The sequence below is a fragment of the Microcoleus sp. N9_A1 genome (assembly GCF_036701795.1).
In the GTDB taxonomy this organism is placed as follows: Bacteria; Cyanobacteriota; Cyanobacteriia; order Cyanobacteriales; family Microcoleaceae; genus Microcoleus.
In genome coordinates, this window is the sequence record NZ_JAUBRI010000053.1 from 1 (window position 1) to 22,227 (window position 22,227).

At 46.3% G+C, this 22,227-nt stretch carries 19 protein-coding genes; 8 read left to right on the forward strand and 11 right to left on the reverse strand.

Going from position 1 to position 22,227, the window contains the following annotated elements:
- Positions 1-272: 272 nt before the first annotated feature.
- From QUA58_RS21925 to QUA58_RS21945, 5 genes are all read right to left on the reverse strand, one after another.
- A complete protein-coding gene (locus QUA58_RS21925) occupies positions 273-3,392 on the reverse strand; it encodes an AAA family ATPase (RefSeq protein ID WP_333395914.1) in 3,120 nt (1,039 codons plus the stop codon).
- 65 nt (positions 3,393-3,457) lie between these two features.
- Positions 3,458-3,799: a type II toxin-antitoxin system PemK/MazF family toxin gene (locus QUA58_RS21930; RefSeq protein ID WP_333395916.1), complete on the reverse strand. Its 342-nt coding sequence runs from the start codon at positions 3,797-3,799 to the stop codon at positions 3,458-3,460.
- Positions 3,792-4,067: a hypothetical protein gene (locus QUA58_RS21935; RefSeq protein WP_333395918.1), complete on the reverse strand. Its 276-nt coding sequence runs from the start codon at positions 4,065-4,067 to the stop codon at positions 3,792-3,794. Before QUA58_RS21935 ends, QUA58_RS21930 begins: the two co-directional genes overlap by 8 nt.
- 337 nt (positions 4,068-4,404) lie before the next feature.
- Complete coding sequence (locus QUA58_RS21940) at positions 4,405-5,514, reverse strand: hypothetical protein (protein WP_333395920.1); 1,110 nt, start codon at positions 5,512-5,514, stop codon at positions 4,405-4,407.
- 231 nt (positions 5,515-5,745) lie between these two features.
- A complete protein-coding gene (locus QUA58_RS21945) occupies positions 5,746-6,024 on the reverse strand; it encodes a hypothetical protein (RefSeq protein ID WP_333395923.1) in 279 nt (92 codons plus the stop codon).
- 149 nt (positions 6,025-6,173) lie between these two features.
- Between QUA58_RS21945 and QUA58_RS21950 the strand changes: the two genes are divergently transcribed.
- The gene (locus QUA58_RS21950) at positions 6,174-6,713 is read left to right on the forward strand and encodes a cyclic nucleotide-binding domain-containing protein (protein ID WP_333251896.1); all 540 of its coding nucleotides are present in this window, start codon (positions 6,174-6,176) and stop codon (positions 6,711-6,713) included.
- A 102-nt stretch (positions 6,714-6,815) separates the two neighbouring features.
- Here QUA58_RS21950 and QUA58_RS21955 read toward each other — a convergent pair whose 3' ends face one another.
- Positions 6,816-7,229 (reverse strand): hypothetical protein, encoded by a 414-nt coding sequence (locus QUA58_RS21955; protein ID WP_333251897.1) that lies wholly within the window; start codon positions 7,227-7,229, stop codon positions 6,816-6,818.
- Between the two features lie 77 nt (positions 7,230-7,306).
- A complete protein-coding gene (locus QUA58_RS21960) occupies positions 7,307-8,167 on the reverse strand; it encodes an FAD-binding domain-containing protein (protein ID WP_333395925.1) in 861 nt (286 codons plus the stop codon).
- 194 nt (positions 8,168-8,361) lie between these two features.
- On the opposite strand from QUA58_RS21960, the gene ribD reads away from it, so the two are divergent.
- Positions 8,362-9,537, forward strand: coding sequence for a bifunctional diaminohydroxyphosphoribosylaminopyrimidine deaminase/5-amino-6-(5-phosphoribosylamino)uracil reductase RibD (gene ribD, locus QUA58_RS21965; protein ID WP_333251900.1), 1,176 nt, complete (start codon positions 8,362-8,364; stop codon positions 9,535-9,537).
- Positions 9,538-9,579: 42 nt separating this feature from the next.
- Positions 9,580-10,191, forward strand: a complete 612-nt coding sequence (locus tag QUA58_RS21970) for a hypothetical protein (protein ID WP_333251901.1) — start codon at positions 9,580-9,582, stop codon at positions 10,189-10,191.
- Positions 10,192-10,372: 181 nt separating this feature from the next.
- Here QUA58_RS21970 and QUA58_RS21975 read toward each other — a convergent pair whose 3' ends face one another.
- The gene (locus tag QUA58_RS21975) at positions 10,373-11,287 is read right to left on the reverse strand and encodes a PPC domain-containing protein (protein ID WP_333395927.1); all 915 of its coding nucleotides are present in this window, start codon (positions 11,285-11,287) and stop codon (positions 10,373-10,375) included.
- Positions 11,288-11,386: 99 nt separating this feature from the next.
- On the opposite strand from QUA58_RS21975, the gene QUA58_RS21980 reads away from it, so the two are divergent.
- The 5 genes from QUA58_RS21980 to QUA58_RS22000 all read left to right on the forward strand — a co-directional run bounded on the left by QUA58_RS21980 (position 11,387) and on the right by QUA58_RS22000 (position 16,644).
- Positions 11,387-13,084, forward strand: a complete 1,698-nt coding sequence (locus QUA58_RS21980; RefSeq protein ID WP_333251903.1) for an NAD(P)/FAD-dependent oxidoreductase — start codon at positions 11,387-11,389, stop codon at positions 13,082-13,084.
- A gap of 329 nt (positions 13,085-13,413) precedes the next feature.
- Positions 13,414-13,896 (forward strand): FxLYD domain-containing protein, encoded by a 483-nt coding sequence (locus QUA58_RS21985; protein WP_333395929.1) that lies wholly within the window; start codon positions 13,414-13,416, stop codon positions 13,894-13,896.
- 80 nt (positions 13,897-13,976) lie between these two features.
- Positions 13,977-15,734, forward strand: coding sequence for an ABC transporter ATP-binding protein (locus QUA58_RS21990; RefSeq protein WP_333395931.1), 1,758 nt, complete (start codon positions 13,977-13,979; stop codon positions 15,732-15,734).
- A gap of 173 nt (positions 15,735-15,907) precedes the next feature.
- Complete coding sequence (locus tag QUA58_RS21995; protein WP_333395934.1) at positions 15,908-16,324, forward strand: element excision factor XisH family protein; 417 nt, start codon at positions 15,908-15,910, stop codon at positions 16,322-16,324.
- Positions 16,312-16,644, forward strand: coding sequence for a XisI protein (locus tag QUA58_RS22000; protein ID WP_333395936.1), 333 nt, complete (start codon positions 16,312-16,314; stop codon positions 16,642-16,644). Before QUA58_RS21995 ends, QUA58_RS22000 begins: the two co-directional genes overlap by 13 nt.
- Before the next feature lie 19 nt (positions 16,645-16,663).
- Here the strand turns inward: QUA58_RS22000 and QUA58_RS22005 are convergent, their stop codons facing one another.
- From QUA58_RS22005 to QUA58_RS22015, 3 genes are read right to left on the reverse strand one after another with little or no spacing between them, the layout of a single operon-like run.
- Positions 16,664-17,107, reverse strand: coding sequence for a type II toxin-antitoxin system VapC family toxin (locus QUA58_RS22005; protein ID WP_333395937.1), 444 nt, complete (start codon positions 17,105-17,107; stop codon positions 16,664-16,666).
- Positions 17,095-17,334: a hypothetical protein gene (locus QUA58_RS22010; protein WP_333395939.1), complete on the reverse strand. Its 240-nt coding sequence runs from the start codon at positions 17,332-17,334 to the stop codon at positions 17,095-17,097. The genes QUA58_RS22005 and QUA58_RS22010 overlap by 13 nt, the downstream gene beginning before the upstream one ends.
- 19 nt (positions 17,335-17,353) lie before the next feature.
- Positions 17,354-21,868, reverse strand: a complete 4,515-nt coding sequence (locus QUA58_RS22015; RefSeq protein WP_333395941.1) for a WD40 domain-containing protein — start codon at positions 21,866-21,868, stop codon at positions 17,354-17,356.
- Positions 21,869-22,227: the final 359 nt, after the last annotated feature.

Below are 22,227 nucleotides of genomic sequence, written 5' to 3' on the forward strand. Positions count from 1 at the left end.
ATAGTCTACCCGGACAGGGCAGACTTGATTACCTCTTCTATTCTACATTCCCCCCTGACAATTAATCCACCCTGCCTAACCCCCCTTAAGAAGGGGGGACAAGAGTGCTGTCAAAGTCCCCCTTCTTAAGGGGGATTTAGGGGGATCTCCGGGGAATAAACAGTCTTATCTTCAACCCGCGCACCATCCGGGTTTTGTTTGACAAGACGCGGTTTCAACCGTACGTCCGATCTTGAATCGAAAATCAAAAATTGAAAATGGTATAACCATATCTAAACCGACAAGTTAATGCAAGAACCCTGAGCAGTTTTGCTTACTTCAATCCTGGCTTGAAAAACTTCTTTGAGCTGCGCCATGTGGGTGACGGTGAGGATACAGGCGAAATCAGGAGCGATCGCATTAATTGCAGCAATCAGCCGATCGCACCCTTCCGCATCTTGAGTCCCAAATCCCTCATCAATAATCAACATTTGCAAAGCCGTACCAGCCCGCTGAGACAACAATCTCGCCAGCGCCAGCCGAATCGCAAAATTAATCCGAAAAGCTTCACCGCCAGAGTAAGTTTCATAGGGGCGAGTCCCGCGAGCATCAGCAATTAAAATGTCTAAAGTATCAATCAACTTAGTTGATTTTTTAGCAGCAGCCGCCCGCTGAGTAATAAATTGAACGTGCAACTGATTCGCGCTCAATCTCGACAAAACATGATTAGTTTCCGCTTCTAGTTGAGGCAAAACATTTTCAATCATTAAAGCTTGAATGCCGTTTTTGCCAAAGGCTTGACCCAACTCTTGATAAACTCGGTATTGGCGTTTAGCAACTTGCATTTGCTCTTTTTGAGCTACTAGCTGAACTTGCAAATTTTCCAGATTTTGCTGCTGCTGCTGGAGGCGTCCGAGACTTCCCAAATGTTGGTCTAGCTGCTGGCGGCGGCGGCTTATTTGCTGTTCTACGGCGCTGATGCGAACAGTTGGATCGGGATGTTCTTGTAACTGCTGATTCATCGCGGAAGTTTGAGCGCTGACAGCTTGCAAATCTTGATCGCGCACGGCGATGGAATTAGCAATTTCATTAACCCGCTGCTGCACTTGCGGGTACTGCACAGTTGCCGATCGCAATTTTTCGGCGCGGGCGATCCAAAACTGCGTTTTACGCATTTCGCTGCGGACGTGTTCGTGCTGTTCCAAATTATAGCCAATTTCCGCAATGTATCTATCTAAAGACAGAATTTGTTGCTGAATTTCCGAGCTATTTTTTTGCTGTTCTAACTGTTGTTGTACGGCGGCTAATTGAGTTTGCAAATCCGGGCGGCGGGCATTAATTTTATTCAGTTTCTGCTGAGCATCTTTGATTTGAGCTTGCTTAATTTCCGCCCACCGCAAGCGCTTTTCATCGCTGCGGGCGAGGGAGTGACTGCGATCGCTATAATTAAGCTGTTGCAGTTGCTGTTCGACTTGCTGAAGTTCGCCCAAATCATCGGCTGCATACTCGCCGGTACTGAGTAACCGCTCTATTTCATCCGCATCTTGACGCATACTTTGCAGCCTGTTTTCCTCTTGGCCCAGGCCGTCCAATTGTGCTTGCAAATGGCTGCGGCGTTCCCGCAATTCTTGATAGGGCGCTAATTCCTGTTCTAGTTCGCGGTATTCATGTCTGAGGACTTGAATTTCGCGCTCGGAAACGGCCAACTGTTCGCGCACAACCCACAGTTGGTTCCAAATTTCTTGCTGTTGGGAGTGGTGTTTTGTGACTACCAAATTCCAGTAGTGTTCGTCTAAAGGTCGATCGCACAAAGGACAATTGCCAAAATTTGCATCCCGCACCATTAAACGCGAATTCGATTGCTCGTTTTCCTCAAAATTCGAGACTTTAGCTTCGCCTGCGCTGGTTTCTCCTTCATTTTTCCGTAGCAGTTGCAGTTTTTGGTCTATTTCGGCGAGTCTGGTTTGATAGTCGCGGCTTTTGGCTTGCAGGTTTTCCAGAAAACTGTGCCTTTCCTGGCCTTTCTCGCGGACTCGTTCTTGATAAACTCGCTTGTTTTCCAACTGCAAAATTTGATTGGCGATGGCGGAGATTTCTTGCTGCAATTGCGGCTGTCGCTGCTGCTGCTGAACTTGCACCTGTCGGTTGATTTCCTCTAAGCGGGCTGTTAAACCGGCGCGGGCGCGATCGAGCTTTTGTTGCTTTTGCTGCTGCTGTTGTAGCAGGGGCGAAACTTGCAATTGCAGTTGGTCGAGTTCGTTGATGCGCGATCGAACTGCTTGCAACTGTGCGAGTCCTTTGTCAACCTCCGGCTGCTGTTTGAGAACACCTAGAACCTCTTTTTCATCCTGTTCTAAAACCTCTAACTGAGCTTGCAACTGCTGAATTTTGCTTTGCAAAAAGCTCAGTTCTTGCCGCTGCTGTTCTTGCAATTGCTGACGCTGATTTTGGGCTTGTTGGTTAGCTTTGAATTTGCCAGCCAGTGTTTCTTCTGTGGCTTGCAAGCTCTGGAAATACGCGATGCCTGCTGTTATTTCCTTTTCTTGTCCTAGGAGGGCTTGTAGATCATTTTGCTGCTGTTTTGCTGCAGCGAGTTCTTGCTGCAGGCGGCGGCATTCTTGAGAAATATTGTAGTGCTGTTGCTGGTGGCCGACGAGGAGTTTTTGCCAAGTTTGACGGTTGTGGTGCTGGAGTTGCAGTTGCTGTAACTCGGTTGTGTCGGCTTGCTGCTGCTGCTGAAGCAAATCGGTTGCTTGCTGCAATTGAATTTGTTCGTCGCAGATTGCCTCTTTTTGTTGCAGTTGCTCTTGTACGGTTTGCAAACTCTGTTTGAGCACTTCGACTTGAGCTTTAAATTGTTTGGACGTATCCTTGGCTTGTTCGGATAAAGTATCGTAGGAGTCGAGTTTGAGCAGGTTGGCTAAAACTTGTTTGCGTTCGATCGGCTTTTTGAGCATAAACTCATCAGCACGCCCCTGCCGCAAATACGCCGAGTTAATAAAAGTATCGTAATCTAATTTGATATGTTCGAGAATTTTCTGCTGAGTATTTCTCAGCCCCTTGTCGGTGAGGGTGCGAAAACAGAGTTGATCCTGAGTTTCAGCAGCATTCAAGCTAACTTGAAATTCTAAACTTCCCGATTGTCCGCGCCTGCGGTTGCGAATCACCCGGTAGATTTGGCCGCCGGTGGAAAAAGTGAAATCAACGCGCACGTCAGTTTCGCCGATATGAATGATATCGTCTTCTGTATCGCTGCGACAACAGCCCCAAAGCGACCAGGCGATCGCCTCTAAAAGGGAGGATTTGCCAGCACCGTTAGGCCCGCAAATGCAAGCGGTGTGCAGGCCGCGAAAGTCTAAAGCAGCTTCGCGATAGCTGAGAAAATTTTTGAGTGTAAGTTGTATAGGAATCATTTAAGGCCATCGCGCCATACAATCTATCTATAAATAACACTATTTGTACGTTGTTGCCTAGTTATTCAATCCAGATCCAGAACAATTGTCAGTGATTCTGCAATTTCTTCCATAATTGTCTCGGAAAGGGTTCCGAGTTGTCGGACAAACCTTTGTTGGGAAATGGAACGGACTTGAAAACAATCGGCGGCTGAGACTTTACTCAAGCCATTTTCGCCACTGGGTTCTAGTCGAACCATCCAATTTCTCGGTGTATATCGCTCTTTCCAGTCAGTGATGGGAACAATAACTTCCAGCAACAAAATTCCCACCGTCTCATCGCTGACAATAACTACGGGACGGGTTTTGCCAATTTCAGCCCCAACAGTAGGTTCAAGTGTAACCAGCCAGATTTCGCCTTTACGCATTAGTTTTGATCCCTGCGCTTAGGTATTCTTCCTCGGATTCAAAATATGGTTCGCTGTCTGGCGACCACAAATCATGTAAAACACCTCCCGGCATATAATCTAGGACTGCGGCTTCTGCTGCGGCTCTGAGTTGCCGCTTTTTCTCGGCTTTGCGCTGGGCTTTTGCTTCGATTTCTTCGCGCATCATCTGCGAAGCTGTTTCGATGATTTCTAGGCGTTCTTCTGTTGTCAGAGTTTTGAGTGCGGCTAAGATTTCTGTTTTGGTCACGGTTTTTTTGGGGTGATTGGTGAGCAAGCGCGATCGATCTCATATCTTGCACCATTTTCAAGAACAGGCTGTCCGGCCTGTTCCACAAACAGTGAATTTAATTGTGGGATGGGCAGGAGAGCCCGTCCATAAAAAGCTGATTGAAAATGGTACAAGATATAAAATCGATCCAACCATCATTATATCTTTCACAAAAATCAATCTTGCCCCTCTCTGGTTGTGGCGTACCCTAGATCGATCGAATTGGCAGATTTTCTACCATCAAAAAGGGTTGACTGTATTCCTACAGCCAACCCCGCGCCTATTTATTTGTCCTGCGTTTGCTCAAACAGCAACACTACCGGGCAATATTCGGGAACGTATAGCCGACACCGACTAACAATCCCACTTCAGCTCCGTCAACAAAACCAATATTCAGTCCCGCTGTTGCTGTAAAATTTCTCGACAGCGGCACATCTACACCCCCCGAAATCAGGAAGCCAAAATTACCGTCATCGCCGGTAGAAATTAGCACGCCAGCACCTGCATAAGGAGCAGCAGTAATCACAAAATCCTCGCTGACTTCGACGGTCTCTTGAGATACAAAATCGTAGGTAACGGGAATTAGAAAAGCTAAGTTGTCGCGGAACAAAACAGTCGGTCTCACCGAGAAATTGTTCGTCAAACCGATTTTGCTAATAATCGCAAATGAACCGTCGCCTAAGGCTGAATCTCCGCCAAAACCTAGATTGCCACCAATGCCGATGTAGCTGGGCCCAGAACGAGTAGCTCGGCCTGGTCGGATTTGAGTTCCTTGAGCCACTTTTTGAGTCGGTTCCGAGACAGTTGCGGGTTTTTCAGCAACTTTCGGTTGGTTTGTCAAAGCTGAGGCGGAAGTGCTGACAGGATTGCTCAACAATTCTTGTGCTGTTTTGACTTCTTTTTCTTCCTTCGTTGCTGTTACTTCAAGATTATTGCTCTCGGCAACAATTGAGGTAGGTTGATCGCTCTTTTTTGCAGTCTCGACTGTTGACTGCTCTTTGACACCATTATCAGCAATTTTAGCGGTTTCTTCCGAATTTTCAGTCTCAGCAGCAGTGGAGGTATTTGGCGCTGTTTCTGTCTCAGCAATTTCCGATGTTGCTGCTTCCGATTTTTCTGGTGCAGCAATAGATACTTGCAAATTGGCAGTAGGTTCAGAGGCGACTGGCTCTGCCGCTTCTGCTAGTTCGCTCCAACTGATCGAATCAATTTTTTTATTACTAGCCGTTGTTTCTGCGTCGGGTTTAACTGCTGAAGTTGCCGCAGGCTCAGAAATTTGGTCAATATTTTGAGCTGCGATTGTTGCAGTTGTAGCGACATCGGGCAAGTTGCCAGTTTCAGCTTTCGCTGACATGGTACTGCAACAAACAGCTAAAGCTGCAAGATTTATTAACGCAAAAGTAGACTTGGAAAATAGACTATTCATAGAAACTCCTCACTGAAGGGTGTGTTAAAAGTGTAAGTGTTTGAGGGCGACCGTCGAGAGCTTTGCTGAAAAAAGACACAAATATGAGTTGTGTTGTTCCTAGATTGCCATTTTACCGTTGAATAGTCAACTCTCAAGCTGATTAGATGCAAGAACGGACGGTGGGTTTAGAAGCTAATTTTAATTTACAGAGCGATCGGCTAAAAATCAATCCTAGGGATGATTTCACCCTTAATCCTGTTTAATTGAGGGGTCGATCGTGCGTCTGGCTTGCATTCTACAATACTGTACTTGGGGGCGCTGCACTCTCCGCCACGCCGGAAAAACCCGGTTTTTGAGGGCGCACCAGCTCGAAACCAAGAGACAACAAGCTTTCAAAACAGTTTTGGCAGCAGGGCCATCCACAGCAAGTGCAGTTAATACAACGCGATCGGCTGCTGCACAGTCCATGACAATTAATGTAGAATAATACCACCGATCCGAGAAATATTTGTGGCTCGATCGTGTCAAAATTACTGAATATTATGAAAATTGTGTAAAATTTAGTGTTCTATTTGTAAAGTTTAGCCTTCGCTTTCGCTCAGGGTCTGACCATCTAACAACAGCACGCAACTAAACAAGTAAAAAAAATACAAATTATCTCATCTCAACCTGACTTTATGAGCAAAGTTCTAGTCATATTAGGCGAATTGAGCGATCGCGACATCGATTGGATGCTCGCCAACAGCACCCGCACCCAAGTCCTCCCCGGCACAACTCTGATCACCGAAGGTAAGCCCTTAGACGCCCTGTACATAGTTCTGGAGGGAACTTTGAGCGTTGCTGTATCATCTTTGGGCGAAAAAGAAATTGGAAAAATTATTTCCGGCGAAGTTTTGGGCGAAATGTCTTTTGTAGACGGGAGGCTTCCTTCTGCTAGCGTCACGGCAATTGAAGAGTGCCTCATCCTGTCAATTCCCCGGCGGCTGCTAACTGAAAAACTCGAGCAAGACGTGCTTTTTTCCCTGCGGTTTTATCGGGCGATTACCAAATTTCTGTCGTCGAGACTGCGGGGTACAGTCAAACGCTTCGGCGATGATAGTGATGGTTTAATATATCAAGAACCCGACGACGAGGGTTCTATCCCGGAAAATGTCGAAAATCCCGATTTGGCTGAATCGAGATTTCAATGGCTATTGGAGCGTTTGAAGGGGAGTTGAAGTTCGGCAACGAGCAGTGTACAGGATTTAATGGATTTAACACCAATTCCCAATTCCCAATTTCTAGTTACCAATTTATAGTTACCAATTTATAGTTACCAATTAGAAAACATATTTTTCAGCAACGCGCCAGTAGCGGGAAAAACGCTTTAAATCAATGTAACCATCGTAGCGGACAAAGGGTTCGGGTGGCAAAACTTCTACGGGGTGCGATCGCCTAATTTCCCGGCAAATATCCTGAAACCGAGGACTGGGACTTTCCGCCGTCACCACTTGATTCGCGCCGGATTCGATCGCAAAAGCGATAACTTCCGCAGCCACATCGCCCCGCCGAATAACTACCGGCAACTCCAGCAAACATTCGTAAATAAACACCATTCGTTTAAGACTCAACTGCCATTCATCAATGAGTGCATCATCCCAAACCCAGATAGCCGGTGCCTCTGGGTGCGCTTGAAAAGCGGGGCCTTCAGGACTCAAACAGTCGCCGTGCAGCCAAATAATCGGATTGTTCATAAATTAGTAATTGTTGACAGTTGACAGTTGACAGTTGACAGTTGACAGTTGACAGTTGACAATTGCCTACTGACTTTTTAATTTCTGCTACCTTTTTTAGGGCCTTGCCAACTTTTAGAACCGCCGCTACGATCGACCTTTTCTCCCGAAGGAAACAACTGCCCTTCCAAATATTCGTAAGTTCCCTCAAAATCGCATTGCCCGTAGAGAGGACAATCGCGACAATAAACCGCCTTAGTGTAACGCTCCAAGTTTTCCCGATTAAAAAAATAAGGTTTGTGACTAAAAGTGCTTGCTACCCACTGCCAAGAAAGATTGTTGCTCGCCGGATCTCCATCTAGCAAATGTTGTAAAAACCAGCGAGCTCCGGCTTGCCAACGCACGCGGCGCCAGTGTACGAGATAAGCGGCAGTCCACATCCGCTGGTGATTGTGCAAATAACCAGTGTCTCGCAACTCGCGGCTGAAACTGTCGATGCAAACCAAACCAGTCGATCCCTCGACGACATCCTGCGGGAGAGTTTCGCTGTAATCTTTAGCAGTGTAACCAGTTTTGTAGGGTTCCCGGTCTTGCCAAATCCCGTTGCCCAATTCGGCGTACAGTCGCTGCCAATAATCCCGCCAACCCAACTCATTGACAAGTTTCACAGCATCTTCTGGATGCCGCACCTTCTCCAGCACGGCATCCCGGACTTCGGCAAGACTCAAAACGCCGTAGCGCAAATAGGGCGACAAGCGCGTTACCGCACCGTTGAGGAAATTGCGGGTTGAGGCGTAGTTGCCGGGGTCAATTTGTTGCAGCGCTGTCTCGGCTGCTTTGCGCCCGCCTAGAGTTGCGGGTACGTTGCTATCCTGGGCGGCGGCTTCGGGGAACTGTTGGCTTATGTAGGCTATTAATTCGTCGCGGCTGGCAAATTCCCGCTTCATGTCCTGACTCATTCTTTTCTCAAGCACCTGCTATTGTTTCTTAATCTTAAAGCTATGCGATCGGGTCTGCGGGGGTCGATCGCCCTAAATTGCCCGCTTACTCTTGGTAACGTACAGTGTGCCTCAGCAGCAATTGATCGTCGGTTCGCAGCCAAAATTAGCATCAAAGTCAGTACACTCAGGGATAGATATCATAGCAAAATCTTATGGAAACTTTTTCGGCGGACGCTCAAGCGATCGCCAATTCAGCTAATCGACAGCAGCAATCTACCAAACAACTGGACAACAGCCAAGTTCAAGAGTTCGATCGAGCCATGATGCGCCGCTGCATAGAATTGGCCCGCCGTGCTCTCGGCAAAACCGCACCCAACCCCCTTGTCGGTTCTGTAATTGTCCGAGACGGCAAGATTGTCGGCGAAGGGTTTCATCCCGGTGCCGGTCAACCTCACGCCGAAGTTTTTGCGCTCCGGGAAGCGGGGGAACTCGCCGAAGGAGCGACTGTCTACGTGAACCTGGAACCCTGCAACCACTACGGCCGGACTCCTCCGTGTTCGGAAGCTTTAGTTAAGGCCAAGGTGGCAAAAGTAGTGGCTGGCATGGTCGATCCGAATCCTTTGGTAGCTGGAACTGGGCTAGCCCGGTTGCGAGAGGCTGGCATTGAAGTGGTGGCGGGAGTGGAAGGGGAAGCTTGCCAAAAACTCAACGAGGCTTTCGTACACCGAATTTTGTACCGCCGGCCTTTTGGAATTTTGAAATATGCAATGACTTTGGACGGTAAAATTGCTACCACTAGCGGCCACAGCGCTTGGGTGACAGGCGAGGAGGCTCGGAGTGAGGTACACCGGGTGCGCGTCGGCTGCGATGCTGTGATTGTTGGGGGAAATACGGTGCGTCTGGACAATCCCCTACTGACGAGCCACCAGCCTGATAGGAATAATCCCCTGCGGGTGGTGATGAGCCGCACTCTGGATTTGCCGAAGTCGGCTTGGTTGTGGGAAACCTCTGTGGCGGCTACTTTGGTGCTGACTGAGCCTGGGGTTAACCCGGAATTTCAGGAATTTTTGATCGCCAAAGGGGTGGAGGTTGTGGAGCTCTCGCCGCTGACACCGACTAATGTTATGGCTTATTTGTACGATCGATCTTTTCTTTCTGTACTGTGGGAGTGCGGTGGCACTTTGGCGGCTCAGGCAATTACTGAGGGTGCAGTTCAAAAAATTATGGCTTTTATTGCTCCTAAAATTGTCGGGGGTCAAGATGCTCCAACTCCTGTGGGAGATTTGGGGTTTTCGGCAATGACTGAGGCTTTGACTTTAGAGCGGGTTTCTTGGCGCACAGTGGGTGCAGATTGTGTGGTAGAAGGCTATTTAAAAATTAAAGATTGAAAGTTAAAAGCGAGTCTTTTGAGTTTTTAATTTTTAACTTTTATGGTTGAAATTCTGATTTGGAGTTTGATGATTGGCAGTCTCGGCTTGGAGGCTGCGCTTGTGGGTCTTTTGGTGAACCACGAGCAATTGGATGCGGGGCAAAAATGCGATGAGGAGGAGGAAGTTTTGACTCGGTACGAATCTCAAGAAGATAATTTTAATGCGCCTGAAAATGCGCGATCCAAGGGCAATCCCAAATCCGATCCCAATCCTGTTGATTTGACGGTTTGGGAGTACAAGATTGTCCGGGCTAGCAACGATTTGTTCCGCAATCCTGCGATTTTTAACAAGCTGTGTCGGGAAGAGGCGGAAGTTGGCTGGATTTTGCTCGAAAAGCTCGACGACAGGCGGGTGCGCTTCAAACGTCCGATCGCGCTGCGGGATGCCCCGATGCCTAATTTACCAACCTTTGACCCTTACCGCACTCATTACGGCCCGATCTCGAATGCGATGAGTTGGGCGGCGGCGATCGTGTTTCTGAGTGCGATCGTGCTTCCTGCTGTTTTGGGCTATGCTTTGGTGTCTACTACTCTCACCAGAAGTCGCTCTAATTGGCCTCCGACACCTGTTCAATCTTTGCCCTCTCCCGGCGGGCCAGCAACTAATAAGTGAAACCTGGGCAAATTGCCACTCGCCCTTTTTGCAGCCAGTTTTATAGCAAGTCTAAATCATTTGTGAACCAGATGTTTTTTTACGAACAGCGAAGCCGCGCGTAAGCGCTAGACCGCGAAGGAAGAGAGGAGAAGTGTGTGTTTGTTTGACTGATTTAGGCTTGCTATATATTAATTCGATTTTAAGTTTGGGGCGGTTTTACTGAGGGAGCGGACAGCAATCTCAAGTCATAATTTGTATCGCCTTGAAATTGAGAAACGCGGACGAAATAAGTCCCCGCAGGCAAAGCTCCATTGCTGACAATTGTTTCTGAAGCCGTGCCTAAATTGTTAGACGAAGCAATAAGATCGTCTAATCCAACTGCGCCGTTGCCGTTAAGATCTTGAATTAATTCTACATCAACATCTGCACTCAAACCGTCAACAGTTACACTGAAAAGGCTGGGAGTATTGAGGATGAAACTGTAAATGTCGGCTGGTTCAGAAGCGCCCACAAAATCGCTCGCAGTTTGAATTTCTCCAAGAATTTCTAGGTTTTGTGCTGCGTTCAAGTTGTCGGCGGGATCGGGGAGAGTGCTCAACAGTCCTTCTTGTTGACCGAATTGAATGTAGTGGTCGATCGCACTTTTAACTGCGCCGCTATTGACTGCTGTTGCTACCAGCGGATATTTTTCTAGATAAAAGCTGGGATCGAAGAAAACGCTGGATTTGCGGTTTTCTAATTGACCGGCTTTGAAGTAGTGTTCAAATGGGGTAAATTGATTTGTTTGGACTGCTGTCTGAATGTCGGGGTTGCTTGTTAGATAAAAATTAACATCGAAGAATGGGTTGGGGTTGCGAACTTCAAATTGACCGAATCTAATAAAGTGATCGGCTGCTGAAAAGCCATTGAGTTTGGCTGATACCGCTACATCTGTATTGGTTTCTAAATAATAGCTGGCGTCGAACAGGGAATTCGGGTCGCGATTTTCAAATTTGCCAATTTTTCGGTAGTGATCGAAGGGGCTCGATACCGTGCCTCTGGCAACTGCTACGGCGACATCGGGGTTGCTTTCGAGATAAAATTTGCTGTCGAACAGTGTTCTGAGGGTTAGCATTATTCAAAAAAATCTCTTTGTACTTTAGTCTGGAAAGTGCATAATCAAATTCGATCGACAATCCAGTTTACACCGAAGTTTTGTGAGGGTGGCTCAATTATGGCTAAATCTGCACTGATGGCAATGCTGCGCCGCGCTGCGAGTATTGCCCAAAAGTCTCGGGAAACGGGCATTCCGGCTGATGAACTGCTGGGGATGCTGACGGAGCGCAGTTCTAATTTTCCCATATCTCGGCGCCAGTTGCTGCACGGGGGTTTAGCTGCTGCGGGGGCTGTAGCTGCTGCGACTTTTACCCGGGAGGGAGCTTTTGCTCAACAAGGTGGACGATCGCCCATTTTGGTTGTGGGTGCGGGAATTGCGGGTTTGACGGCGGCTTATCGCTTGCGTCAAGCGGGCGTGCGTGCCGATATTATTGAGGCAACTAACCGCGTGGGGGGGAGGATTCGCACGGGTTCCAAGGTGGCTGGAACGCTGATTTCGGCGGAGTTGGGGGGAGAATTTATTGACACCGGTCATACTACTTTAATCTCGCTGGCGACGGAATTGGGTTTGCGGGCGATCGATGTCATCCAAGTGCAGCAGGGATTGGTGAAGGATACTTTTTTCTTTGATGGGCGACGCTTTTCTCTCGAACAATTAATCGCAGATTTTGCGCCGCTATCCACTAAAATTAGTGCTGATTTGGAAGCAGTCGGAGATGAATTTAGCTATCTTGATTTTACGGAATCTGCGGAAAGATTGGACAATCTTTCGATCGCTCAATATCTCGATGGAGCTGATACTAGCACGATTGTCCGGCAGTTGCTCCGCATTGCTTACATAACGGAATACGGCAGAGATGCCGAAGAACAGTCGGCGTTAAATCTGCTGTTTTTAATCGGTGCTGAAGCTGACAGTTTGGAATTGTTCGGCAACAGCGACCAGCGCTATCAAATTGACGGCGGTAATAGTCAAATTATCAACCGTTTGGCGGGTCAATTGTCTGGTTCGATCGAGGCGGGGACGGTTTTGGAAGCGATTACTCTTTTGCCGGATGGCCGCTATCGGGTAAATTTGCGATCGGGACAAAGCGCCTTCGAGCGCACTTACGAGCGAGTTTTGTTAACTTTGCCGTTTAGCACTCTGCGAGATGTTAAAATTAACGTACCTTTGCCACAACCGAAGCGCAGGGCGATCGAGCAATTAGGCTACGGTACCAATTCTAAGTTAATTACCGGCTACCGCAGCCGCATTTGGCGAGAAACTTATCAATCGACTGCTTCTGTTTATACCGATTTAGGATTCCAAAATAGCTGGGAATCTACGCCTTTTGCTCCTACTGGTAACGGTTTAGTTACTAATTTTACAGGAGGAAAGCAGGGTTTGGCGATCGGTGCGGGAACTCCAGAAGACCAAGCACAAAGATTTTTGAACCAATTTGAAAGAGTTTTTCCCGGAGTGAGAAATTTGCGATCGGGTAAAGCTGTACGAGCTTATTGGCCGGGAGAACGCTTTTCTAAAGGTTCTTATTCCTGCTATTTAGTCGGGCAGTGGACGCAAATGTACGGCGTTGAAGGCGAACGAGTTGGGAACTTATATTTTGCCGGAGAACACACTTCGCTGGAAAATCAAGGTTATATGGAAGGCGGTTGCGAAACCGGACAAAGGGCGGCTTTTGAAATTTTACAAGATTTGGGTTTGACAAGTTCTGTAGATGCTTTGAATACTCGCAGTGCGAGCAGTTTGAACCAGCGCCGTCCGAGTCGAAAAGTTCCCGGATCTCGGAATCTTAGAAATAGGAATCCGAGTATTAGATAATCCAGTAATTGCAGACACTGGTTTTAATCGAAGTCTAGATCCCCCTAAATCCCCCGAAAGCAAGGGGGACTTTGACGCTGACTTTTGTCCCACCCTTTTTAAGGGGGTTAGGGGCAATACGGTTTACTTAACACTATTTATGCGCCGGAGATCCCCCTAAATCCCCCGAAAGCAAGGGGGACTTTGAGAGCATTCTTGTCCCCCCCTTTTTCAAGGGGGGTTAGGGGGGATCTGTCTTAAGTGAACCGTATTGGGTTAGGGGGGATCGGTCTTAAGTGAATCGTCTTGAATTATCTTGTATAATTAATCTCAGAAAATCCCGAATAAATATGAAAATTTTACATTTAACCGTAGCTTTATCAAGTTTGCTAATTTCACCGATATCGGCTTGCCCTTTGATTGCATACTCTACAGATATCATGGCCCAAAACTCTCAAATTGACGAGCCGTTTTGCTACCTAAAAACTCCCGATGGTAGAATAGTAGACCTAGGCAAGTTGTGCGAAAAACAACCCAATTCGGAAACTTCTCAAACTTGCATTGCCGGTGCCAACATTGCGGCAAAACTTTCAATTGCACAGGCAAATTATGACGGCAACTTTTTCAGCGGTAAAGTTTTGAATCAAGGCTGCAAAATCATCAAAAATGTCAAAGTCAATTATGAAGTTTTGGACGAGTCGGGTAATTTAATTGATAACGGATTTATTGACGCTCAACCAGCTACTATTGCACCCGGAGAGTCCGCTACCTTTCGGGGCGCAGTTGTCGCAGGGGCTAAGGTGCAGGCGACTTATGCAGATGCTCTAGATTGATTGTGGCGATTTGCCCGATCGCTGATATTATATTCTGGCTCAGATATCTCTAAAAACAGAATTTGCGAGGGCAAAATATCTTGAAAACTCGATCGACATACTGGCAAATTTTACCTTACCTCCGTCCCCAAAAACAAACCATCGGTAAAGCATTAGCTTGTACCGTAGTATTTACCATATTTTGGCCGATAATCGCGTGGCTGGTTGGCGAAACAGCAAAATTTATAGGAAAAGGAGATTTACAAGGATTCGGTCAAATTGCTGCACTCAGCGCCATTATATTTCTGATTCGCGGTACGGCCCAGTACGGTCAAGATACGCTGATGGCAAAAGCAGCTTTGACTATTGCTTTAGAAATCCGTAAAAAAGTTTACGCACACCTGCAAAACCTCAATCTCGGCTACTTTGAAACTGCCAAAACCGGAGATTTATCCTACCGCCTCACCGAAGATATTGACCGCATTGGCGAAGTCGTAAATAAATTTTTTCATCAGTTTATTCCTTGTGTTTTGCAGCTAATTGCCGTCCTGGGATATATGATTTATCTCAACTGGCAATTAACTTTAGGTGCATTAATTATCGCACCGTTGATGGCTATTTTAATTGGTTGGTTTGGCGAAAAACTGCTAAGTTACTCGCGGCAAAGTCAAAATCGCATTTCTGATTTATCCGCTTTGCTGACTGAAGTATTCAGCGGCATTCGTTTAATCAAAGCATTTGTGGCTGAAGATTACGAAATTGCCCGCTTTGCAGAAGAATCTGAACAAAACCGCCGTGCTAAGTATTTGTCGGAACGCATAAAAGCACTTCAGTTCGTTGTAGTTGGCTTTTTGGAAGCGATGAGCGTAATTTTGCTCTTTTTCCTGGGAGGTTGGCAAATTTCTCAAGGAAATCTCACAGGTACTCAATTTATCAGTTATATCGCAGGGGTGGCACTTTTAATTGACCCGATCGCGATTACAACTGCAAATTACGGTGATTTCAAGCAGGGAGAAGCTTCTAGCGATCGCATTTTTGAACTTTTAGCTATTCAACCCGCAGTCGTCGAAAAGCCAGGGGCGATCGAACTTCCCCGCGTTACAGGTAAAGTCGAATATCGCAACATTAATTTTGCCTACCCCCCTCAACCCCCCCTTGATAAGGGGGGGCAAGGGGGGGTTCCAATTTTGCAAAACATGAGTTTACTGGCACTTCCGGGAGAAATGATCGCCCTTGTTGGTGCATCCGGTGCGGGTAAAACTACTTTAGTAAACTTGTTACCCAGATTTTACGATCCGCAAGCGGGACAGATTTTAATTGACGGTATTGATATTCAAGATGTCACCTTAAATACTCTGCGCCGGCAAATCGGAATTGTACCGCAAGAAACGATTTTATTTTCGGGTACAATTGCTCAAAATATTGCTTTTGGTCAATCTTATTATGAGCTAAAAGATGTTGAAAAAGCGGCGCAAATTGCTAACGCCCATCAATTCATTACTGAGTTTCCCGACGGTTATCAAACTTGGGTAGGAGAAAGGGGTGTAAATTTGTCTGGCGGACAAAAACAAAGAATTGCGATCGCCCGTGCAGTTTTGCTCGCTCCCAGAATTTTGATTTTGGATGAAGCGACATCGGCGCTGGATTCGGAATCTGAAGGTTTAGTGCAGGAAGCGCTGGAAAGATTGATGCGCGATCGCACGGTGTTTATTATCGCACACCGCTTGGCTACTGTCCGCAGAGCCGATCGGATTTTAGTTTTGGAAAAAGGCAGAATTGTGGAATCAGGGACGCACGAGGAGTTGCTGGAAAAGGGCGATCGCTATGCTCGTTATTACGCTCAACAATTTAGTCAGTAGGGTATCTTAGAAACCGGGTTTTTGGCCGAATCTGCTGGCCTCAACGAAGTATTATCGAAAAAACCCGGTTTCTGATGACCCGCGCGTAAGTTCGAGCGGAATTTACTGCAAATCGTATATAATTAAAATACAACAACTATCCAAGATACTAAATACAACGAGTCAGTAAAGCTATGTCTGCTAAAGATGCCTTTCACGAAGTCGTTAAAAACGCTCTCCAGAAAGATGGATGGCAGATTACTCACGATCCATACACTTTACAAGCAGGAACTTTAGAACTTTACATCGACTTGGGTGCCGAAAAGGTGGTTGCAGCCGAAAAAAATGGACAGAAAATAGCCGTTGAAATCAAAAGCTTTACTGGTCCATCCAAAATATCCCTATTTTACACAGCTTTAGGACAATTCATTAGTTATCGAGCCGCTTTACAAAAACAAGAAACTGACCGCATTTTATACCTAGCAGTACCCACCAATGTTTATGATAGTTTTTTCACAATGGGGTTTATTCAGTCTTTAGTTCAACAAAATCAAATTCATTTAATTGTTTATGATATAGAACAGGAGTCAATCGCACAATGGCAGATGTAAACCTTTATCGGCAGCACATCCAAAATCTGCTCTCCCAACACGCTAGTCTGGTGTGGGATGAGCGAATTCAGGCTCAAACTATCTTTGATATCGAGCGCGACCATTATCAATTAATCTATGTGGGATGGCGCAATCAGCGGCGAGTTTATGGCCCGGTTTTGCACCTGGATATTATGGACAATAAAATCTGGATTCAGCAGGATGGTACGGAGGTGGGTATTGCTAACGAACTGGTTGAGTTGGGAGTTCCTAAAGAAGACATTGTACTTGGGTTTGACCCGCCGATTATGCGAAAATTGAGTGAATTTGCGATCGGATAAGTTTTGCGATCGCCTATAATTATGATGCCAAAACATCACTCAGGATGACGACAGATAGATTGGGAACATTACGAAATCCATTGTCATTGGTGAGAAACAGCGTACAACCTTCACTGATAGCTGTCGCAGCATGAATAGCATCAGGGGTTTTGAGATTGGTATTGGCTCTTAAATTAGCTGCTGTTCTTAGTACAGATTGAGTGATGGGAACTAGCTGTATCTCTGAGGATAATAACAGTTGTTCGTAGTCACGGACTAAGATAGTGTCAGCATTTTTCAGAGGGAAAACTAAGGTTTCCAGTAAAGTCAATTCACTGGTCATAAGTTCAATTTCACCTGTTTGAAACTTCAGCCACAAGGGTTGAAGCAGCGAATAGTAATTCGGGTTAGCTTCAACGGTGTAAATAATGACTTGTGTATCCAAGTAAATTGTAGCAGAGGATGGTAGGTTTAGTTGTCCCATGAGTTTCTTTCTTCTTGAAGTTCCCGATCGATTTCTTCAACAGTTCTGGAAACATGACGGCTGCGGATTTCTGTCAGCAATTCCAACACCTTACGCCGCCCGCCTTGAGGCTTTTCTGGTATAATCACAAAAACTTCAACCTCTTCGCCCACCGATCCAGGCGGCACTTGAATTTCAAGTTTATTTCCTGCAAGAACTTTGGTTGTAATCCGTATTGCTGACTGCATAATTCCTCCTTTGCGACGATCAATTTTCCACAGCACCTAAAGCTTTGAGCGTGGCTTTTTCAACTTCCGTTAAACCCGTAACACCCGTGATATTCATCTCCTCATAAAGTCCGTCTGTGAGAGTCTTGATGCACTCCCGTGTATTGACATCCCAAAGTTTAATCGTGTTGTCACGACTACCACTGGCAAGCCATTCTCCGCTGGGACTGAATGCGACTGAAAGAACGGTGTTTTCATGTCCGCTTAAAGTCCGCAAACACTCTCCAGTATTGCTATCCCAAAGCTTGATAGTGTTGTCATTACTGCCACTTGCAAACTGTTGATTGTTGGGACTGAAGGCGATTGAATAAACCGAATTTTCATGTCCGGTGAAAGTCCGCAAACACTCTCCGGTATGGCTATCCCAAAGTTTGATAGTATAGTCATCACTGCCACTTGCAATCAATTCACCATCAAAACTAAAAGTGACTGAATTCACCCAATCATTGTGTCCGGTGAAAGTCCGCAAACACTCTCCAGTATGACTGTTCCAAAGCTTGATAGCATTGTCACCACTGCCACTGACTAGCCATTCACCACCGGGACTGAATGCGACTGAAAGAACCCTATTTTCATGATCGGTGAGAGTCAAAAAACAGTCTCCGGTATGGTTATCCCAGAGTTTAATAGTATTGTCATAACTACCACTAACTAGCCATTTACCGTCACAACTAAAAGCGACTGAATAAATCCAACTTTTATGTTCTGTGAAAGTCTTAATACACTCTCCAGTATGGATATTCCAAAGTTTAACTGTGTTGTCCCAACCGCCACTGACAAGCCATTGACCATCGGGACTGAATGCGACTGAACTCACTCTATTTTTATGTCCCTTGAAAGTCTTTAGACACTTTCCGCTATGCCTATCCCAAAGCTTGATAGTATTGTCACTACTACCACTCGCAAACCAGTCACCGTCGGGACTGAATGCGACTGAAAAAACCGCATTTTCATATCCGGTCAAAGTCCGCAAACACTCTCCGGTATGCCTATCCCAAAGCTTAATAGTATTGTCAAAACTGCCACTGGAAAGCCATTCACCGTCGGGGCTAAAGGTAACTGAACTCACCCCATTTTCATGTCCGGTGAAAGTCCGCAAACACTCTCCAGTATGCCTATCCCAAAGCTTGATAGTATTGTCAAAACTGCCACTGGAAAGCCATTCACCGTCGGGGCTAAAGGTAACTGAACTCACCCCATTTTCATGTCCGGTGAAAGTCCGCAAACACTCTCCGGTATGGCTGCCCCACAGCTTGATAGTTTTGTCATAACCGCCACTGGTAAGCCATTGACCGTCGGGACTGAAAGCAACTGAAAGAAGCGAATTTTCATGTCCGGTGAAAGTCCGCAAACATTCTCCAGTATGCTTATCCCAAAGCTTGATAGTATTATCAAAACTGCCACTGGCAAGCCATTCACCGTCGGGACTAAAGGTAACTGAGCTTATAGAATTTTTATGTGCTTTTAAAGTCCGCAAACACTCTCCTGTATGGCTATTCCAAAGCTTGATAGTCTTGTCATAACCGCCACTGGCAAGCCATTCACCATCGGGACTAAAAGCAACAGAACGCACTGAATTTTCATGTCCGGTGAAAGTCCGCAAACATTCTCCTGTATGACTATCCCAAAGCTTGATACTATTGTCAACACTGTCACTGGCAAGCCATTCACCATCCGAACTGAAAGCAACTGAATGCACTGAATTTTTCCCTCCGCGACAAGTTAAAAGTTCTTCGGCACTGACTGCATCCCACAAACGAACAACACCATCACTACCACCTGTAGCAAATTGTTTGCCATCTGGACTAAATGAGACCGAATTAACTGTACGAAAGGCTTTAGCAAAAACAGACTCTGCTAAATTTGCATCAGTCAAATTGACACGCCGCAAGCTAGCCTTTGTAAAATCAGCACCTTTAATAATGGTATGAGAAAGGTCTTTTCCTTCCAAAGCAGCATTGTCCTTTTTCACCAACAGCGTCGCCGCATTCCCTCCCACATAACCTACCTCACTTTCAGTTTGACCCCGCGTTGCTTCCAGAATTTCTAGTAGGGGCAATCCCCCCGTGGTTGCCCCTCTTTCGGTGGTTGCCCCTAAACCAGGGGCGGGCGGGCACGGGGGCACCGCCCCTACCATTGGCAATAACAAATCCATCACAGCTTTCGTCAGTGGCGCTTGTCCGAAACTCTGACGAAGTTTACTTAAATTTTCAGCAACAAATCCCTGCAAGGGGGCGATAAGTTCGTTGTTATTTCTCTTCTGGGCCTGAAGCTGACAATAATTAGACCAAGTGTATAATTGAGCCTCAGTATTCGGGTTTACACAAGACTGTTCAGGCGCAACTAATTCGGTAAAATCTGCCGCCAAAACTCCCAATTCCGCTGCAAATTTATAAGCGACAAAAAACTCTAATAACGAACGGTGCGCCGGAGTATAATCGCCATCAGCATTGCGAATCAGCATCGTTTGACCCATCATGTCGTAGTGCCAGTGGTCTAAGTCTTTTTCCTCTTGCACGATGGCACCAAACAAGCTGCGGATGCGATCGGGAAAACCGCGATAATTCAGGCTCATTTGGTTGGTTGACAGCATTTCCCAAGACAGTTCGCACAAAAAGTAAAGCTTATCTGCTAAGGAAGTAAAAGTGCGTTCAGCTTTGATATCTCTCTCTATCTTCCGCCGCACCGCATACAGATATATCCGCGACATATCGACTGGTTTTCCAGCTTCAATATCCGGCAATGCTTCCAAAATTAACTCGGTCATCACCGGGCGGCGCGCTAAATCCAATAACTGCGGGTTTCCCATCACTTTTTCGACAGTCGCGGCTTCTGTTTGAAATGACAGCGCTTGCCCAATTTGCTCGTCGTTAAATTTCTCTAATTCTAATACTTCAAATTGGGGAATTTCACCTGTCAAAATGGTTGTTGACGCTTGCAGTTCTGCATTGAACAATGCCCGTCCTTCCTTGCCTTCAGGAAAGTGTTCGGTACGGCAAGTGAGGATGACTTTTGCGCCGGGAACGACGGTTTTTGCTAGTTCCCAGAAGTTGTTAATGGTTTCTTGCCGATCGCACTTAGCGGCCATTTCATCAAAACCGTCGAAAATCAACAGAAATTTGCCCATGCGATTCAGTTGTTCAAATGCCGAATAACCCGCCAAAGGTATCTCGTGTTTCCGAAAGAAAAACTCGGAAAATAGCGACTCCACACTAACGGCTTTCGCGTAATCTCGCAGCGGAATTACTAACGGCAAACGCGGACGTTCCAAACCGCGCTTTTGAGCATCTCGGTAGCGTTGCAGCGCCATCCAAGCATAGTGCATCACAAACCAAGTTTTCCCCGTCCCAAATTCTCCTAAAACTGAAATATGTTCTTTTACTGGGTCATTCAACCACAAATCAATATAACCTTCGATCCAGCCATCTCGCCCGTCATAATGACTCACGCCTATCTTGCGGTGAGTATCGGGATCGATTTCTTCTTTCGTACAAGCTAGCGGCACGTATTTTGTATTAATTTCCCGGCTCGTAATTTCCGTTTCTAGCCAATCGAGATAAGCGGTAAAATCGGCATCTTGGTCGAGCAATTCATCGAAGGTATAGCAAGCTAAATTACTATTTTCTGGTTTCTCTACTTCATCCCGCGCGGCGCGACTGATGCGGCGGGCGGTGACTAACCATCCTTCATCGGTGCGCTGTTTTTCCACCGACTCGCGCAAGGCCGAAATGTCCTTGAGTCCGGCTTCTCCGGCAATTCCGCGCACTAAAATGCGATCGTACCGATTGCGTCTGACGGGAACATTGATAATCCATTCAAAATAGTTATCTTCCCAAATTTCATATTTCTCAAACCGATAACTTAATGTCTCAAACCAACCTCGAACTTGTTGCGATAAAATAAAAGCTTGAGACTTTTGAATCTTCGTTGATTCGGCGGGCGGAAGTGCGGGATAATCTTGAGATTCCAACCGCGCAAATTCGGTGCGAATTCCTTCCAGCGTGGGAAGGCGTTCGATGCGATCCATTACCATACATAGGCGTTTTTGCAAAGAGGCGAGCGAATTTTCCACCATCACATCTCCCAGCGTCCGCGTCCGCTTTGCTACTTCCATAAACACGGCTGCAAATGCCATGAATTCCCGTCTGGGATCAATGCCTAAATCACGAATTTCCTTGCCCAAAGCAGACTCGTTCAGATAATATTCGCCTGCTTGAATCAAAATGGCTGGGCTATCGGACTCGAAAGCTTTGCGAAATGCTGATTCAATTTCTTTTTGGCGAAACAGTTCTAAAATTTGTTTGGGTTTGCCTGCGCCGTATTCTACTAAAGTATAAACATAAACTCCGCTAAAATCTGCTGGCGGCGCGTCGGGGTCGAGGTTGAATTTTTTTAATAATTTGATTACAGCTTCGTTGCGCTGAAGCTTGTCTTTGACGATGCCGAAGGGAATGGCCGTCACGAGGCTGATAACTAAGTCGAGACTAATTAGCATGATTTAGGCTTTCCTGTTTATCGGTGGGAATCATTCTCGAATCTCAAAATCGCAAATTGCTTTCATTCTATGTTAACGCATTAGCCAACTGTCGCGCACCGACAGTCCGAGATTTGCCATATTCCGATAGTCCGACAGGGGTTTCAACCCCTGTCTCATAGCGAAAGTTCTCTCAAGAGGACTGTGGAATCATATTTTATTTAGTTATTTGATTTAACCCAGATATTGAATGATATCAAACCTGTCAACATAGGAATCATTCATCTCTCCGATCTTTCTCTGTGTTCTCTGCGCTCTCTGTGGTTAAATAATTCCGATCCAACCGAAATGGATATGATACTGTTGAGCTCTTATATTAA